Here is a 15,339-nt window from a genome sequence, read left to right as displayed (position 1 = left end):
ACGACGCCGTGCGTCCTTCCCCCCTGCGGGAGGACGCACGGCGTCGTCGTCTGTACGGTCGGTTACGGCTGCCGGACCGCCTGCCGGCGGTGCAGGAGCCAGCACGCGCCCGCGATCGTCGCGGTGAGGGCACCCGTCGCGACGAGCTGGGTGCGCGCGGCCGAGTCGAACAGTGCGAGCACGGCGATGCCGGCGAGCAGGCCGAGCGTCGCGTACGACAGGTACGGGAAGCCCCACATCTTCAGCGGCAGAGCGTCTTCGGTGCCTTCGCGGCGTGCCCGCTTACGCAGCACGAGGTGCGAGACCGCCACGAACGTCCACAGCACGAGGATGGTCGAGCCGACCGCGTTGAGAAGCAGCGGCAGGACCTTGTCGGGACGCACGTAGTTGAGTGCGACGGTGACGAATCCGAACGCCACCGAGGCCAGGACCGCGTTGCGGGGCACGCCGTTGGCGGCCACCCGGCCGAACACCGGGTACGCCGAACCGCGTTGCGAGAGCGAGTAGATCATCCGTGAGGCGCTGAAGAGCATCGCGTTGAGCGAGGACAGCAACGCCACCACGACGATCACGGTCATCACGGCGGCGGCCCCCGGCACCGAGCCGGCGTTCAGCACCGCGACGAACGGTCCCGTGACGAGATCCTCGGAGGTCCACGGCAGCACCGTCACCATGATCAGCACCGAGCCGATGTAGAAGACCAGGATGCGCCAGATCAGCGTGCGCACCGCGCGGCCGACGTTGCGGCGCGGATCCGAGGTCTCGGCGGCTGCGATCGCGATGATCTCGGTGCCGCCGAACGCGAACACCACGATGAGCAGTCCGGCGGCGATGCCGGCGATACCGGTGGGGGCGAAGCCTCCGTGTGCGGTCAGGTTCGCGAACCCGGTGCTGTCGAAGGCCGGCACCCAGCCGGCGATCATCGCGACGCCGATCGCGAGGAAGGCGACGATGGCGACGATCTTCAGTGCCGCGAACCAGAATTCGACCTCACCGAACCGGCGCACGCCGACGAGGTTCACGCCGGTGAGGACGACCATGAAGAACAGGGCCGCGGCCCACTGCGGGATCCCGGGGATCGAGGCGGCGGTGATGGCGGCGGCGCCGGTGGCCTCCGCCGCGATCACGATGACCACCTGGATCCAGTACAGCCAGCCGATGGTGCGACCGGCGACGGAACCGAGGGCGTTCTCCGCGTGCACCGAGAACGCACCGCTGGCGGGGTTCGCGGCCGCCATTTCGCCCATCATCCGCATGATGAGGACCACGAGGGCTGCAGCGGCGAGGAACGAGACGAGGATGGCCGGGCCGGCGACCGCGATGCCGGCGCCGGAGCCGACGAACAGGCCCGCGCCGATCGCGCCGCCGAGGCTCATCATCACCAGTTGCCGCGGTCGCATCGCCTGATGCAGCATCGCCCGTGGGGCGGGCGCGGCCGTGGTGGCCGGTGGGGTGGCCAAGGTGTCAGTCATCGATGCGCTCCCCCGCCGGCACCAGCTGGTCGAGGGCGATCTCGAACGCCGTGGCCGCGACGCCCGTATGGTCGGTGCTGCGCTCGTGGCAGCGCTGCAGCGCCCCGGCAACGGTGTCCGAGACGTCACCGAAGATCGCGGCGTCGGAGACCTCGACGTCGCCCTCCATGAGCTGCGCGAAGGCGCGGGCCATGCCGCTGTTGGCGATGAAGTCGGGGATCACCGAGACGGACTTGTCGGCGTGCTCGTAGGTGGGACCGTAGAAGATCTCGTCGTCGGCGAAGGGGACGTTCGCGCCGCTGGCGATCACCTCGAGGCCCGCCGCGACCATACGGTCGACCTGCTCGCGGGTGACCAGCCGGGACGCGGCGCACGGGAGGAAGACCTCGGCGCCGAGATCCCAGATCGCGTCGTGCACCTCGGTGAAGGGACGCATCCGGTCGCTGCGGAGCGCGTTGCCGTTCTTGGTCAGCAGCAGGGTGCGCACCTCGTCGAAGTCGAGTCCGTCCGTGTCGAGGATGCCGCCGTCGCGGTCGATGATGCCGACGACGCGGGCGCCGGCCTGTGCCAGGTAGTAGGCCGCGGCCGCCCCGACGTTGCCCCAGCCCTGGACGAGCACGCGCTTGCCGGTGAGCTCGCGGTTGCCGGCCGCGTCCCCGTAGATGCGGTAGTGGTGCCGCACCGACTCGGCGACGCCCCAGCCGGTGATGAGATCGGCCACCGTGTACTTCGCGTCCGGGGCGGGGGTGAAGCGGGTGTCCTCGACGACCTTGGCCACACCGAGCCGCAGCTGCCCGACCCGCTGGATGCGCTCGCGCTCGTCCGCGGCGAAGTGCCCGTTGACGACGCCCTCCTGGGGATGCCACAGACCGTTGCTCTCGGTGAGCGGCACGACCTCGGTCATCTCGTCGACGTTGAGGTCGCCGCCGGTGCCGTAGTAGGCGCGCAGCAGCGGCGCGACGGCCGCGAACCAGCGGCGCAGCACCCCGTCCTTGCGCGGGTCGGACGGATCGAAGTCGATGCCGGACTTGGCGCCGCCGATGGCCGGACCGGAGACGGTGAACTTGACCTCCATGGTCTTGGCCAGGGACTCGACCTCGCGGCGGTCGAGGCCGCGGCGCATGCGGGTGCCGCCGCCGGCCGCTCCACCGCGCAGGGAGTTGATGACGACCCAGCCGCGGGCAGTGGTCTCGGTGTCGTGCCACTCGAAGACGATCTCGGGGGCCTTGTCCTCGAAACGGGTCAGCAGGTTCTTCATGTCTTCTCTCGGGAGTCGGGACGGTGCGGTGCCCGGGTGCGGGCGAATGAAGAAGACTGTGACCGTGGTTACAAACGCCACGCAAGTGCGGCCTGCGCTACTGATCAGCCTGAAGAGCTGTAGCGCAGCGGGATGCCGATTTTCTGTGCAGTGTGCAGAGCTGTGCCGCCGTTTTCTGCGGGGGAGGGCTGGTGGGCCGGTCGTCAGCTCTACCGGCGGTAGGCGGGCGCTTTGGCGGTTCTGCCCGGCTGGAGGGTGCGCAGCAGGGGCATGGCCCGGTAGCGGACCACCTCCGACAACACCATGACGCTGGTCGACCGGGCGACGATCGACGAGCGGTTCAGTTCGATCAGCGTCTGTTGCAGCCCGAGGTGGGAGTCCGCGGCGATCCGGCACAGGATGTCGCCGGCGCCGGTCGTCGCGAACGCCTCGAGCACCCCGGGAATCGCTTCGAGGACATCGGTGATGGCTTCGAGCGCACCCTGGACGATCTCCATCGTCACGAAGGCCTGGACCTCGAATCCGGCCGCCGCCAGGTTCAGGCGCGGTTCGTAGCCGGCGATGACGCCGGACTCCTCGAGCCGGCGCACCCGTGCCGAGACCGTCGCGCGCGCCACCCGCAACCGCCGGGACAACTCCAGCGCACCGATCTTCGGATCCGTGTGCAGCGTTTCCAGGAGCGCGAAATCCAACTCGTCCAGCTGCACGGCGTCACGCATGGCCGTTCCTTCCGAAGAGGCGGCGGAAACTGTACCGATTGTATAGCGGTGCGCCCGGCATCCCTCGTATTCCAGTCAGGTGGGCCAGCTGAAAAGGGGGAGATTGCGCCGTCCTTGCGACAGGTTTTTCCTGGTGACACACGACACACCGATGGCGCCGCGTCCGGCGGCAGGAGGAATCGCCATGACTCTCGAGTTCACCCTTACCGACAGCGAGAAGCTCGCCCAGCTGAACGCCGAGGAACTGCGGCAGCTCGTCGGCCTCGTCGAGTACGACGCCGATCGGGACCCGTTCCCCGTCAGCGGCTGGGACGCGGTGGTGTGGGTGGTGGGTAACGCCACGCAGGCCGCGCACTACTACCAGTCCGCGTTCGGAATGGAACTGGTCGCCTACTCCGGTCCCACCACCGGCAACCGCGACCACCACGCCTACGTCCTGCGGAGCGGTGCGGTGCGGTTCGTCGTCAAGGGTGCGGTGGATCCGGACAGCCCGCTCGTCGACCACCACCGCCGGCACGGCGACGGCGTCGTCGACATCGCGCTGCAGGTGCCCGACGTCGACAAGTGCGTCGCGCACGCCCGGGCCCAGGGCGCGACGGTGCTCGAGGAGCCGTACGAGATCAGCGACGAGCACGGCACGGTGCGTCTCGCCGCGATCGCCACCTACGGCGAGACCCGGCACACCCTCGTCGACCGCTCGCGGTACTCCGGCACGTATCTTCCCGGCTACGTGGACAAGTCGTCGACCTACCGCAAGCGCGACGGCGCTCCCAAACGGATCTTCCAGGCGCTCGACCACGTGGTCGGCAACGTCGAGCTCGGCCACATGGACGAGTGGGTCGACTTCTACAACCGCGTCATGGGATTCACCAACATGGCCGAGTTCATCGGCGACGACATCGCCACCGACTACTCGGCCCTGATGAGCAAGGTGGTCTGCAACGGCAACCACCGCGTCAAGTTCCCGCTCAACGAGCCGGCCGTGGCGAAGAAGCGCTCGCAGATCGACGAGTACCTCGACTTCTACCGCGGTCCCGGCGCACAGCACCTGGCGCTGGCCACCAACGACATCCTCACCGCCGTCGACCGGCTCCGTGAGGAGGGCGTGGAGTTCCTCGCCACCCCGGACGCCTACTACGAGGACCCCGAGCTGCGGGCCCGGATCGGCGAGGTGCGGGTGCCGATCGAGGAGCTGCAGAAGCGCGGCATCCTCGTCGACCGCGACGAGGACGGCTACCTGCTGCAGATCTTCACCAAGCCGATCACCGACCGGCCGACCGTCTTCTTCGAACTGATCGAACGGCACGGTTCGCTCGGCTTCGGCAAGGGCAACTTCAAGGCCCTGTTCGAGGCGATCGAGCGGGAGCAGGAAGCGCGCGGCAACTTCTGATCTCTTCCGCGCTGCGGGATCAGGGCTGCGGGATCAGGCGTTCCGGACGACTTGGTCCCGCAGCGCGTTCTCGGTCCGCCGCACGATCGTGCCCACCAGGGGCTCGATGAGCAGCCCGGCCGCACGCCCGGCCGGGCCGCCGGGCAGCTGGTAGCCGAAGTCGACGGCGAGCCGCATGTCGCCGTCGCCCAGGTCGTCGAACTGCCACGCCGAGCGGGTGCGGAAGCCGGAGATCGAGCTCAGCACGATCCGGTGGTTGTCCTCCCACTCGACGATCTCGAGCCGGGAGGTGAAGGCGGCCGGACCGATCCGCATGCACGCGTCGAACACCGCGCCCACGCCGCGGACCTGCTCGCCCACGGGCTCGAAGCGGGTCACGCCGTACATCCACTCCGGGACCGTGCGGTGGTCGGCGACGTATGCGAAGGCGGTGTCGAGTTCGACGTGGGCCACCCCGTCGTGGCGCACGTGGATCATGCGGCGATCGTCAGTCATACGGCGGAACCTCCGCCGGGAACCTAGCGGACTTGCTCGCACCTTCGGAATCCGCCCAGGCAGCAGTGCGGGCGGATTCCGGACGAGCGCGCGAATTGCCCCGCCCGGGGCCGGCGCGCGCTCAGGCGACGTGGCCGAGATTCGAGCGCAGCGCCTGTTCCGTCTGGCGGATCGCGGTACTCACCACCGGTTCGATGAGCTTGCCCAGTGCCCGCCCGGCCAGCCCGCCGGGGAGCTGGTAGGCGAAGTCGACGTCGAGACGGACCCGGCCGTCGCCGAGGTCGGCGAGTTCCCACCACGAGGAGGTGCGGAATCCGGCGATGGAGTCGAGGACGATCCTGCGGTCGAGTTCCCAGTCGACGATCGCCAGGCGCGAATCGAGGCCCTTCGGCCCGATCTGCATGGTGGCGTCGAAGATCGCGCCGATGCCGTTGACCTGTGACCCCACCGGTTCGAAGCGGTGGACGCCGTACATCCATTCGGGGACCGTGCGGTGGTCGTCGAGGTAGGCGAACGCCACGTCGAGGGGGACCTCCGCGACGGCGCTGTGGCGGATGTGGATCATCTGTACCTCCGTGGGGACATTTCTGTTACCCAAGGTATCAGGTAACTCGCGTCCTGGGGAGATCCTCAAAGTCGTCCGTTCGGACGCTCGTCCTGCTCTACTCATGGTGACACAGTTCACAGTGGATCCGGTGGGAGGGTTCGTGAAGACCAAGGCTGCGGTGATCAAAGGGCTCAATCAACCGTGGGAGATCGAGGAGATCGACCTGGGCGATCCGGTCGCCGGCGAAGTGCAGGTACGTCTGGCTGCGTCCGGGCTGTGCCATTCCGACGAACATCTGCGCACCGGCGCGACGCCGATGCCGTCCTTCCCCGTCCTCGGCGGGCACGAGGGCGCCGGCGTGGTCACCAAGGTCGGGCCCGGAGTCACCAACATCCGGGAGGGCGACCACGTGGTGCTCGCCTTCATCCCGGCCTGCGGGCGGTGCCGCGCGTGCGCGAAGGGCCTGCAGAACATCTGCGACGAGGGGGCGAACCTCCTCACCGGGCAGGCGATCGCCGACAAGACCCACCGGGTGACGCTCAACGGTGACCCGGTGATCCAGATGTGCCTGCTCGGCACGTTCGCGCCGTACGTCACCGTGCACGAAGCGTCGGTCATCAAGATCGAGGACGACATCCCGCTCGACAAGGCCGCCCTGCTCGGCTGCGGCGTCGCCACGGGCTGGGGCTCCGCGACGGCGATCGGCGGCACCAAGGTGGGTGACTCCGTCGTCGTGATCGGCATCGGCGGCGTGGGCATCAACGCGGTACAGGGTGCCGCACACGCGGGTGCCCGGCACGTCGTGGCCGTCGACCCGGTGGAGTTCAAGCGCGATCAGGCCAAGAAGTTCGGGGCGACCCATACCTTCGCCTCGATCGAGGAGGCGCTGCCGGTGATCGGCGAGATCACCTGGGGGGCGATGGCCGACGTCACGATCATCACCGTCGGCGAGATCCACGGCGACATCATCGCCCCGTCCATGGCGCTGACGGGCAAGGGCGGTCAGGTGGTCGTGGTGGGGATGGGCAGCGCCGCCGACACCCAGGTGACGCTGAGCCTGTTCGAGCTGACCCTGCTGCAGAAGCGGCTGCAGGGTGCGATCTTCGGTGGCGTCGGACCGCGCTCGCAGATCCCGAAGCTGCTCGACCTCTACCGCAGCGGGCAGCTCGAACTCGACAAGCTGGTCACCAAGACGTACCGGCTCGAGGACATCAACGACGGCTACGCCGACATGCACGAGGGCCGGAACCTGCGTGGCATGGTGCTCTACGGCGACGACGACTACTGAGTGAGCGGGCGAACGAGCGGCGGATCCCACGACGGATCCGCCGCTCGTTCGGTCTTCCGGCGTCGTCGCATGCCACCGGTCCGGACTGTCGAGCGGACGTCGCCGACGCGCGGCCGGAACGTCCCGGAGGGGCCGCACGCGAACCGCACCCTCGACCTGTGCGACCCCCTGCGTCCACGGGCAACCCGGAACCGGCGTGTCCTGACCGGGGTTCGGTCCGTACTGCACGACGCAGGTCGAGCAACGGGCCTCAGGTGGCGTGCAGTTCCGTTTCGTGAGGAGGATAGGCGTGCACCAGTGCCGTGGTGAGGTGCGGGACCGCGGAGATCAGTGCCTGCTCGGCTTCGTGAGCGACGGAGTGCGCAGCGCTCAGACTGAGCCCCGGATCGACGTCGAGCTCGACATCGGCGTGCAGACGGTGACCGATCCAGCGCATCTGGAGGCTGCGAACGCGGTCGACGCCGACCCGGCCCGACAGGACGCGTTCGGCTGTGGTGACGAGCTCCGGATCGACGCCGTCCATCAACCGGCGGAAGACGTCCCGGGCGGCGGTGCGCAGAACCAGCACGATGGCGACGGTGATGAGGATTCCGATCACGGGATCGGCGACAGGGTGACCCAGTGCGACCCCGCCGGCGCTGAAAAGAACTGCCAGAGAAGTGAATCCGTCCGTCCTGGCATGTAGGCCGTCCGCGACGAGGGCCGCCGAGCCGATGTGCCGGCCCACCCGGATCCGATAGACCGCGACGAGTTCGTTGCCGATGAACCCGACAAGCCCGGCCAGTGCGACCCAGCCGAGGTGTTCGATGGGGACGGGATCGATCAGGCGCCGAATCGACTCGGTGCCGGCGATCACCGCGGACAGGGCGATCATTGCCAGCACGAACAGCCCGGCGAGGTCTTCGGCCCGGCCGTACCCGTAGGTGAATCGCCTGGTGGCGGCCCGACGTCCGAGCACGAACGCGATCCACAGGGGCACGGCGGTCAGTGCGTCGGAGAAGTTGTGCACGGTGTCTGCGGCGAGCGCGACGGAACCGGACGCGGCGACGATGACGACCTGTAGTGCCGCCGTCACGGCCAGGGCGACCAGGCTGATCTTCACGGCACGGATGCCGATGTTGCTTGATTCCAGGGCGGAATCGACCCTGTCGGCCGAGTCGTGGCTGTGCGGCGCGAACACATCCCTCAGGGCGCCGACGAGCCCCGAACGCCTGTGGCTGCTGTGCTCGTGGCTGCTGTGCTCGTGGCTGCCGTGCCCGGGGTCGCCGTGGCCGTGCCCGTGGTCGCCGTGGCCGTGGCCGCGCCGGGAGGTCATGTGGCCTCCTGCTGCAGGCCGGCTCGACCGGAGCCTTCGTGCAGGGTGCGCAGTCCGGCGTCGGCGCGGTGGTGCCCCGGCACACCCGGGCCGGCGTGTTCCGCGTTGAACACGGCATCGGTCACCAACTGCTTGATGTGCTCGTTCTCGAGGCTGTAGTAGATGGTCGTGCCCTCGCGCCTGGTCCGCACCAGTCGCGCCATCCGCAGCTTGGCCAGATGCTGCGACACCGACGGGGCGGCCTTACCGACATGCTCGGCCAGTTCGGTCACCGACAACTCCCGGTCGACGAGGGCCCACAACAGTCGAACCCGGGTCCCGTCGGCAAGCATGCGGAACACCTCGACGACCAACCCGACCTGGTCGTCGTCGAGTCTCCGCCGACATGGTCCATTGTCTGCATGCATACGCAGATAATAGACCTTCTCCTGTGGTCGGCGGGAGGGGTGGGAAGTTCGGACCGGCAGCGGAAGTGCGAGAGCACGACTGGTGACGACGGCGCCGGGGGGTCGCCTACGGTGATGCCATGGAAACGCGTGAGGAAGCCGTCGAACCGGGGACGTGGCGGCAGTACGGGCCGTCGACCCTGCCGAAGCCCCTCGAGGCCGCCCTCGAGGCGTTCGCCGAGCGGGGGTACGACGGCACCTCGATACGGGAGGTCGCCGCCGGGGCCGGGCTGTCGGTTCCGGGTCTGTACCACCACTACCCGTCCAAGCAGGCACTGCTGGTGTCGTTGACGACGCTGGTGATGCGCGACCTGCTCGACCGGAGCAAGCAGGCCCTGGCGGAGGCCGGACCGACACCGTCCGAGCGGTTCGACGCCGTTGTCGAGTCGCTGCTGCGGTTCCACATGTTCCGGCGCAACCAGGCGTTCGTCGCCTCCACCGAGATGCGCAGCATGGAACCGGGTAACCGGAAGGCGTACATCGCGTTGCGTGACGAGCAGCAGCGGATGCTGGACGAGATCGTCCGGGACGGGGTGGCGAAGGGGGAGTTCGGCACCGCGTTCCCGGAGGATGCGAGCCGGGCGGTGACCACCATGTGCGTGGCCGTCGCCTCGTGGTACCGGCCGGACGGACCGCTGTCCCCCGACGAGGTCGTCCGCCGCTACCTCGCGATCGCACGCTGCGCGGTAGGCGCTCGGTAGGCCCGGCGCCGCAGACGCCCGGTAGGCACGGCGCGGCAGACGCCCGGTAGGCCCGGCGCGGCAGACGCCCGGTAGGGCGCCCTGGGTTGACCCGGCGGGGTGGGGTATGTCACGGTTGAAGCAACCGAGCGATCGATCGGTCGGGGTGAGGAGGAGGAATCGCGATGGCTGTCGATCTGTCGTACCCGGAACACGTCCAGGCGCTGGTGGCGAAGACCGAGGAGTTCGTCCGGGAGCACGTGCTGCCCGTCGAGGACGCCCACAACGGTGACATCACTGCCGCGGGCGGCGACGACCTGCGCGTGAAGCTGCAGCAGGCGGCCAAGGAGGCCGGTGTCTTCGCGCCGCATGCGCCCGTCGAGTACGGCGGCCACGGCCTCGGTATGGTCGACCGCGCCCCGGTGTTCGAGGCGGCCGGGTACTCGCTGTTCGGGCCGATCGCACTCAACATCGCCGCGCCGGACGAGGGCAACGTGCACATGCTCGCGCACATCGCCAGCCCGGAGCAGAAGGAGCAGTTCCTCGCGCCGCTCGCCCACGGCGACGTGCGGTCCGGCTTCGCGATGACCGAACCGGCCCCCGGCGCCGGATCCGATCCCAACGCCCTGACCACCCGCGCCGAGAAGGCCCCCGGCGGCTGGAAGATCAACGGCCGCAAGTACTTCATCACCGGCGCCGACGGCGCAGGGTTCTTCATCATCATGGCCCGCACCTCCGGCGAACCCGGGCAGCGCGGCGGGGCGACGATGTTCCTCGCGCCCGCGGACGCTCCCGGCCTGACCGTCGGCCGGCACATCGACACCATCGACCGCGCGATGATCGGGGGCCACTGCGAGGTCTTCTTCGAGGACCTGTTCGTGCCGGACTCCGCCGTCCTCGGCGAGGTCGACCAAGGCTTCGCCTACGCGCGGGTGCGGCTCGGGCCCGCCCGCATGACCCACGTGATGCGCTGGCTCGGCGCCGCCCGTCGCGGCCACGACATCGCCGTCGCCCGCGTCGCCGAACGCGAAGGATTCGGGAGCAAACTCGGCGACCTCGGCATGATCCAGAAGATGGTCGCGGACAACGAGATCGATATCGCCGCCACCCGTGCTCTGCTGACGCAGGCGTGCTGGGAACTCGACCAGGGCTCCCACGCGTCGAACTCCACGTCCATCGCCAAGACCTTCGCCGCCGAGGCGGTGTTCCGGATCGTCGACCGCTCGATGCAGATGTGCGGCGGCCTCGGCGTCTCCGCCGATCTGCCCGTCGCGCGCCTGGCCCGCGAGGTCCGCCCGTTCCGCATCTACGACGGACCGTCCGAAGTGCACCGCTGGGCCATCGCCAAGCGGGCTGTCGGCGCCGCGAAGAAGGCCGCCGCCGCGAAGGAGGGCCGGGCATGAAGACCGCACAGCACGAGGGGCTCGACCTGGGTGCCCTGCAACGCTACCTGGAGGACTCGGGCATCGCCCTCGACGGGGAGCTGCGCGCCGATCTCATCTCCGGTGGCAAGTCGAACCTGACGTACGCGATCTCCGACGGCACGTCGCGGTGGGTGCTGCGGCGGCCGCCGACGGCGGGACTCACCCCGTCCGCCCACGACGTCGCCCGCGAATTCCGCATCACCTCGGCGCTCCAGGGCTGCGGTGTGCCGGTCGCCCGCACGGTCGCCCTCTGCGAGGACGACTCCGTGATGGGCGCCCCGTTCACCGTCGTCGAGCACGTCACCGGGCGGGTGATCCGCACGACCGACGACCTCGCCACCCTGAGTGACACCGAGATCGAAGCGTGCACCGGCGAACTCGTCCGTGTGCTCGCCACCCTGCACTCGGTGGACTACGAAGCCGTCGGTCTCGGGAACCTCGGTCGCCCCGACGGGTACGTCGCGCGTCAGGTCAAGCTGTGGGCCGGTCAGTGGGGCCGGGTCAAGACCCGCGACCTCGACGACCTCGACCGCCTGCACGCCGCTCTCGCCGACTCGATTCCGGCATCGTCCGCGGCGTCGATCGTGCACGGCGACTACCGCATCGACAACACGATCCTCGATCCCGGCGACGCGGGAAAGATTGCGGCGGTAGTGGATTGGGAGCTGTCGACGCTCGGCGACCCGCTCACCGACGTCGCCCTGATGTGCGTGTACCGCAACCCCGCGCTCGACCAGGTGCTCGGCGAGTCCGCCGCATGGACCAGCCCGCGCCTGCCGTCGGCCGACGACCTCGCCCAGCGCTACGCGGTCGCGACCGGGCGCGAGCTCGCCCACTGGGACTTCTACATGGGACTGGCGAACTTCAAACTCGCCGTCATCGCCGAGGGCATCAACCACCGCTGGCGCGTCGGCGCGACCGTCGGCGACGGCTTCGACAAGGCGGGGGAGGCCGTACCGGTCTTCGCAGCCGCCGGACTCGCCGCGCTGCGGGGAGGCGTCGCATGACAACCGATCTCGCCAACCCCAGTGCGCTCGTCACGGGCGCGTCCCGTGGCATCGGGCTCGGTGTCGCCACCCGCCTCGCGCAGCAGGGCTACGGTCTGACGCTCACCGCGCGCGACGAGGCCCGGCTCGACGCGGTCGCGTCCGACCTTCGCGACGCGGGCGCGCCCGAGGTGCGCGTCGTCGCCGCCGACCTCGGCGATCCCGAAACCGCGAGCCGCGTCGTCGCGGCACACGAGGAGACGTTCGGCAGCATGCGAGCGCTCGTCCTCAACGCGGGCGTCGGCACCGCCGGCACCATCGCCGAGTTCCCGATGCGGCGGTTCGGCAAGACGGTGTCGGTGAACTTCGAGACTCCGTTCGCGTTCGTCCAGTCGGCACTGCCGCTGCTGCGCAAGGCCGCATCGGCCGCTCCGCGTCGTGGGGCGAAAGTGGTTGCGCTGTCGTCGATCACCGGCGTGTATGCCGAGGCCGGCCTGGCCGTGTACGGGGCGACGAAGGCCGCGCTGATCTCCCTCGTAGAGACCCTCAACGCCGAGGAGTCCGGCAATGGCATCAGCGCGTCCGCGATCGCGCCCGCCTACGTCGACACCGACATGTCCGACTGGATCAAGGACCGCATCCCCGCCGAGGAGATGCTCGAGGTGAACGACGTCGTCGAACTCGTCGACGCGGTGCTGCGGCTGTCGTCGCGCGCGGTGCTGCCGCGCCTGGTGCTCAGCCGCGCCGGAACGGACGCCTACCGGGCGTGAGCTCTCACCGGCCGTCCGCCAGCGCGCGGACGGCCGGGCTCGCGCTGTGCCGGACGAACGCGCAGTCCGAGAGTCGCTCGGCCGCACCGAGGGTGAGCGTCAGGTCGACCGAGTCGGCGAGCCGGTAGGGTCGGCTCTCGACGACGGAGCCGAGTGCGCGGCGCAACCGGGACACCTCCGCCCGCACCGCGACGGCGTGGTCCGGGTCGCCGTAGATGCCGTTGCTGAGCTCGGTGACCGTCATCCCCTCGCGGCCCCGCAGGTGCAACATCAGCAGGATCTCCGCGTGCCGCGCGGACAGCGCGCTGCGCCACGTCGAGTCCGCGCCGCTGACGACCACCGTCGGCGCGCCGGACAGGTCGAGTTCCATCGTGATCCGCGCCGGACCCCCGGCGGGCCGGATCAACCAGCCGTGCGCGAGCTGCTCCGGGACGCACATCCCCAGGCCCGGCACACTCAGGGTGCGGTCGGCGGTCGGTGCCGCCACCCGCTTGGTGGCCGCGACGCCCGATGCGTGCGCCACCCATCCGTGTTCGTCGACGAGCAGCAGCGGACCGCTCATCGAGGCGAGCACCGGCGCCGCGACCGTGCGCAGCCGCTCGAGCCGGTTCTCGTGCAGCCGCCACAGCTGCGCCTCGGCCAGCCGCACCGCCGTCTCCACCAGCGCGCTGATCGTGGGATGGATCGTCAGCGCCGGGCCGCTGACGTCGACCACGCCGAGCAGCTCCCCGGTGCGGGGATCGTGGATCGGGGCGGCCGTGCAGTACCAGGGATGCTGGGACTGCTCGAAGTGTTCGGCGGAGAACAGCTGCACCGGGGCGGCCTCGGCGAGCGCCGTGCCGATCGCGTTGGTGCCCACGGTCGACTCCGTCCACCGGGCGCCCTCGCTGAACCCCAGGCTGTCCGCCCGGCTGCGGACCTTCGCCGACCCGGCCCGCCACAGCACGATCCCGTCCGCGTCGGTCACCACCATCAGCATGTGCGACGCCTCGGCCACCGAGCACACCACCTGCTCGAGGTCGCCGATCACCCCCGACAGGGGCGAGGCGCGGCGCCGGCGTTCCACCTCGGCGAGCGGCAGCAGGGCGCGGGCGTTGCTGCCGTCGGGGGCGAGACCGGCGCCGAGCACCCGCGTCCACGACCGCGCGACCACCGACCGCGGCCGCAGCGGCGAGCGGCCGCCACCGATCACCGCGTCGTGCATACGCGCCAGCTCGCGCGCGTATCGGTGCAGGTCGGTGCCCGGTTCGATGGCGCTGAAGTTGCCCACGGTCTCCGTCTCTCGTCGGTCGAGTTGTCGCGAGCATATGCCCTCGGGTGTGTCCGGCACCACACCCGGCGGTACGCGCAACGCGCTGCAACGTTTGCCGCGGCGGCGCGCTCGATGTGTGCTGGATCACGCGCCGACCTCGGCAGCGGCGCACCCGGATGATCCCGCGTCGGACTCGGCCGACCAAGATCCGACGCCCGTACAGCGAGGAGATCGACCCATGAAGGCAGCCCGCTTCCACGGCCCCGGGGACATCCGGGTCGAGGACATTCCCGAACCGGCCACCCGCCCCGGCACCGTCAAGGTCGAGGTGGAGTGGTGCGGCATCTGCGGCACCGACCTGCACGAGTACCTCGAGGGCCCGATCTTCGCCCCGCCCGCCGACGCACCGCACCCCATCACCGGCGAGACCGTGCCGATCACCCTCGGGCACGAGTTCGCCGGCGTCGTCGCGGAAGTCGGCGAGGGCGTCGACGATCTGCGCGTCGGCGACCGGGTCGCGGTCGAGCCGTACATCATCTGCGGACGCTGCGACGCCTGCCGCAACGGACGCTACAACGTCTGCGGCACACTGGGATTCGTGGGACTGTCCGGCTACGGCGGCGGGTTCTCCCAGTACGTCGTGGCCGAGCGGCGCTGGATCCACCCACTCGGCGAACTCGGCACCGACGTCGGCGCACTCGTCGAACCCCTCGCCGTGGCCTACCACGCCGTACGCCTGTCCGGAGCGCGACCGAGCCACTCGGCGCTCGTGTTCGGCGCCGGGCCGATCGGGCTCGTCACCACGTCGGCCCTGCGCGCCGCCGGTGTCGACCAGATCATCGTCGTCGAACCCGCCGACGTGCGGAAGAAGAAGGCCGAACCGGCCGGCGCGGACCACATCATCGACCCGCGCGACGGCGACGTCACCGAGCAGGTCCTCGAGCTGACCGGCGGACGCGGCGCCGACGTCTCCTTCGAATGCGCCGGCATCGACGCGGTGCTGAAGTCCGCGATCCTGTCCACCCGGGCGGGCGGCACGTGCGTCAACGTCGCGATCTGGGGCCACGAGGCGTCCGTCGCGATGAACGACCTGGTCTTCCGCGAGGTCAACCTGCTCGGCAGCCTGGCCTACGCGAACGACCATCCCGCGACGATCGAGATGATCGCCTCCGGCAAGGTCGACCCCTACCAGTTCATCACCGGCCGCATCGACCTCGACGACATCGTCGCCCACGGGTTCGAGGAACTGATCTCCAACAAGGAGGAGAACGTCAAGATCCTCGTCCGGCCGTGACGG

15 protein-coding genes are annotated in these 15,339 nt (G+C 69.9%); 7 read left to right on the top strand and 8 right to left on the bottom strand.

The window, feature by feature from the left end; genetic code table 11:
• Window positions 1-62: 62 nt before the first annotated feature.
• The 3 genes from F1734_RS24625 to F1734_RS24615 form a co-directional block, all read right to left on the bottom strand.
• Window positions 63-1,472: an amino acid permease gene (locus F1734_RS24625; protein WP_010595704.1), complete on the bottom strand. Its 1,410-nt coding sequence runs from the start codon at window positions 1,470-1,472 to the stop codon at window positions 63-65.
• Entirely contained in the window at window positions 1,465-2,730 is a 1,266-nt protein-coding gene (locus F1734_RS24620) for a Glu/Leu/Phe/Val dehydrogenase dimerization domain-containing protein (protein WP_203011183.1), read from the bottom strand. The genes F1734_RS24625 and F1734_RS24620 overlap by 8 nt, the downstream gene beginning before the upstream one ends.
• Before the next feature lie 209 nt (window positions 2,731-2,939).
• On the bottom strand, window positions 2,940-3,449 hold the full coding sequence (locus F1734_RS24615; RefSeq protein ID WP_017679733.1) for an Lrp/AsnC family transcriptional regulator: 510 nt from the start codon (window positions 3,447-3,449) through the stop codon (window positions 2,940-2,942).
• Window positions 3,450-3,633: 184 nt separating this feature from the next.
• Between F1734_RS24615 and hppD the strand changes: the two genes are divergently transcribed.
• Window positions 3,634-4,839 carry a 4-hydroxyphenylpyruvate dioxygenase gene (gene hppD / locus F1734_RS24610; protein ID WP_203011182.1) on the top strand — a complete coding sequence of 402 codons (1,206 nt, stop codon included), beginning with the start codon at window positions 3,634-3,636 and terminating at the stop codon, window positions 4,837-4,839.
• Between the two features lie 33 nt (window positions 4,840-4,872).
• Here the strand turns inward: hppD and F1734_RS24605 are convergent, their stop codons facing one another.
• A complete protein-coding gene (locus F1734_RS24605; protein ID WP_017679732.1) occupies window positions 4,873-5,316 on the bottom strand; it encodes an SRPBCC family protein in 444 nt (147 codons plus the stop codon).
• 139 nt (window positions 5,317-5,455) lie between these two features.
• Window positions 5,456-5,899 (bottom strand): SRPBCC family protein, encoded by a 444-nt coding sequence (locus F1734_RS24600; protein ID WP_010595699.1) that lies wholly within the window; start codon window positions 5,897-5,899, stop codon window positions 5,456-5,458.
• 142 nt (window positions 5,900-6,041) lie between these two features.
• Between F1734_RS24600 and F1734_RS24595 the strand changes: the two genes are divergently transcribed.
• Entirely contained in the window at window positions 6,042-7,169 is a 1,128-nt protein-coding gene (locus F1734_RS24595; protein ID WP_026137536.1) for an NDMA-dependent alcohol dehydrogenase, read from the top strand.
• 250 nt (window positions 7,170-7,419) lie between these two features.
• Here the strand turns inward: F1734_RS24595 and F1734_RS24590 are convergent, their stop codons facing one another.
• Window positions 7,420-8,484, bottom strand: a complete 1,065-nt coding sequence (locus F1734_RS24590) for a cation diffusion facilitator family transporter (RefSeq protein ID WP_010595697.1) — start codon at window positions 8,482-8,484, stop codon at window positions 7,420-7,422.
• The gene (locus F1734_RS24585; RefSeq protein WP_051009397.1) at window positions 8,481-8,891 is read right to left on the bottom strand and encodes an ArsR/SmtB family transcription factor; all 411 of its coding nucleotides are present in this window, start codon (window positions 8,889-8,891) and stop codon (window positions 8,481-8,483) included. The genes F1734_RS24590 and F1734_RS24585 overlap by 4 nt, the downstream gene beginning before the upstream one ends.
• 119 nt (window positions 8,892-9,010) lie before the next feature.
• Here F1734_RS24585 and F1734_RS24580 point away from each other — a divergent pair, with 119 nt between their 5' ends.
• The 4 genes from F1734_RS24580 (at window position 9,011) to F1734_RS24565 (ending at window position 12,790) form a co-directional block, all read left to right on the top strand.
• Window positions 9,011-9,631, top strand: a complete 621-nt coding sequence (locus F1734_RS24580; protein ID WP_203011181.1) for a TetR/AcrR family transcriptional regulator — start codon at window positions 9,011-9,013, stop codon at window positions 9,629-9,631.
• Window positions 9,632-9,795: 164 nt separating this feature from the next.
• Window positions 9,796-11,013, top strand: a complete 1,218-nt coding sequence (locus F1734_RS24575; RefSeq protein WP_203011180.1) for an acyl-CoA dehydrogenase family protein — start codon at window positions 9,796-9,798, stop codon at window positions 11,011-11,013.
• Window positions 11,010-12,041 carry a phosphotransferase family protein gene (locus F1734_RS24570; RefSeq protein WP_203011179.1) on the top strand — a complete coding sequence of 344 codons (1,032 nt, stop codon included), beginning with the start codon at window positions 11,010-11,012 and terminating at the stop codon, window positions 12,039-12,041. The genes F1734_RS24575 and F1734_RS24570 overlap by 4 nt, the downstream gene beginning before the upstream one ends.
• On the top strand, window positions 12,038-12,790 hold the full coding sequence (locus tag F1734_RS24565; RefSeq protein WP_003934447.1) for an SDR family NAD(P)-dependent oxidoreductase: 753 nt from the start codon (window positions 12,038-12,040) through the stop codon (window positions 12,788-12,790). Before F1734_RS24570 ends, F1734_RS24565 begins: the two co-directional genes overlap by 4 nt.
• 4 nt (window positions 12,791-12,794) lie before the next feature.
• Here F1734_RS24565 and F1734_RS24560 read toward each other — a convergent pair whose 3' ends face one another.
• Window positions 12,795-14,060, bottom strand: a complete 1,266-nt coding sequence (locus F1734_RS24560) for a GAF domain-containing protein (RefSeq protein WP_017679727.1) — start codon at window positions 14,058-14,060, stop codon at window positions 12,795-12,797.
• A gap of 220 nt (window positions 14,061-14,280) precedes the next feature.
• Here F1734_RS24560 and F1734_RS24555 point away from each other — a divergent pair, with 220 nt between their 5' ends.
• Window positions 14,281-15,336: a 2,3-butanediol dehydrogenase gene (locus tag F1734_RS24555; protein WP_010595688.1), complete on the top strand. Its 1,056-nt coding sequence runs from the start codon at window positions 14,281-14,283 to the stop codon at window positions 15,334-15,336.
• Window positions 15,337-15,339 lie beyond the last annotated feature (3 nt).

The sequence above is a fragment of the Rhodococcus ruber genome, from assembly GCF_016804345.1.
GTDB classification, from domain to species: domain Bacteria; phylum Actinomycetota; class Actinomycetes; order Mycobacteriales; family Mycobacteriaceae; genus Rhodococcus; species Rhodococcus ruber.
The sequence above is the reverse complement of the archived record's forward strand: the minus strand, read 5'-3'. Positions and strand labels throughout refer to the sequence as shown.

Excerpts from the sequence above, each read along its gene's own strand:
- F1734_RS24625 (WP_010595704.1), bottom strand. The coding sequence starts at position 1,472 with ATGACTGACACCTTGGCCACCCCACCGGCCACCACGGCCGCGCCCGCC.
- F1734_RS24620 (WP_203011183.1), bottom strand. The coding sequence starts at position 2,730 with ATGAAGAACCTGCTGACCCGTTTCGAGGACAAGGCCCCCGAGATCGTC.
- F1734_RS24615 (WP_017679733.1), bottom strand. The coding sequence starts at position 3,449 with ATGCGTGACGCCGTGCAGCTGGACGAGTTGGATTTCGCGCTCCTGGAA.
- hppD (WP_203011182.1), top strand. The coding sequence starts at position 3,634 with ATGACTCTCGAGTTCACCCTTACCGACAGCGAGAAGCTCGCCCAGCTG.
- F1734_RS24605 (WP_017679732.1), bottom strand. The coding sequence starts at position 5,316 with ATGATCCACGTGCGCCACGACGGGGTGGCCCACGTCGAACTCGACACC.
- F1734_RS24600 (WP_010595699.1), bottom strand. The coding sequence starts at position 5,899 with ATGATCCACATCCGCCACAGCGCCGTCGCGGAGGTCCCCCTCGACGTG.
- F1734_RS24590 (WP_010595697.1), bottom strand. The coding sequence starts at position 8,484 with ATGACCTCCCGGCGCGGCCACGGCCACGGCGACCACGGGCACGGCCAC.
- F1734_RS24585 (WP_051009397.1), bottom strand. The coding sequence starts at position 8,891 with ATGCATGCAGACAATGGACCATGTCGGCGGAGACTCGACGACGACCAG.
- F1734_RS24580 (WP_203011181.1), top strand. The coding sequence starts at position 9,011 with ATGGAAACGCGTGAGGAAGCCGTCGAACCGGGGACGTGGCGGCAGTAC.
- F1734_RS24575 (WP_203011180.1), top strand. The coding sequence starts at position 9,796 with ATGGCTGTCGATCTGTCGTACCCGGAACACGTCCAGGCGCTGGTGGCG.
- F1734_RS24570 (WP_203011179.1), top strand. The coding sequence starts at position 11,010 with ATGAAGACCGCACAGCACGAGGGGCTCGACCTGGGTGCCCTGCAACGC.
- F1734_RS24565 (WP_003934447.1), top strand. The coding sequence starts at position 12,038 with ATGACAACCGATCTCGCCAACCCCAGTGCGCTCGTCACGGGCGCGTCC.
- F1734_RS24555 (WP_010595688.1), top strand. The coding sequence starts at position 14,281 with ATGAAGGCAGCCCGCTTCCACGGCCCCGGGGACATCCGGGTCGAGGAC.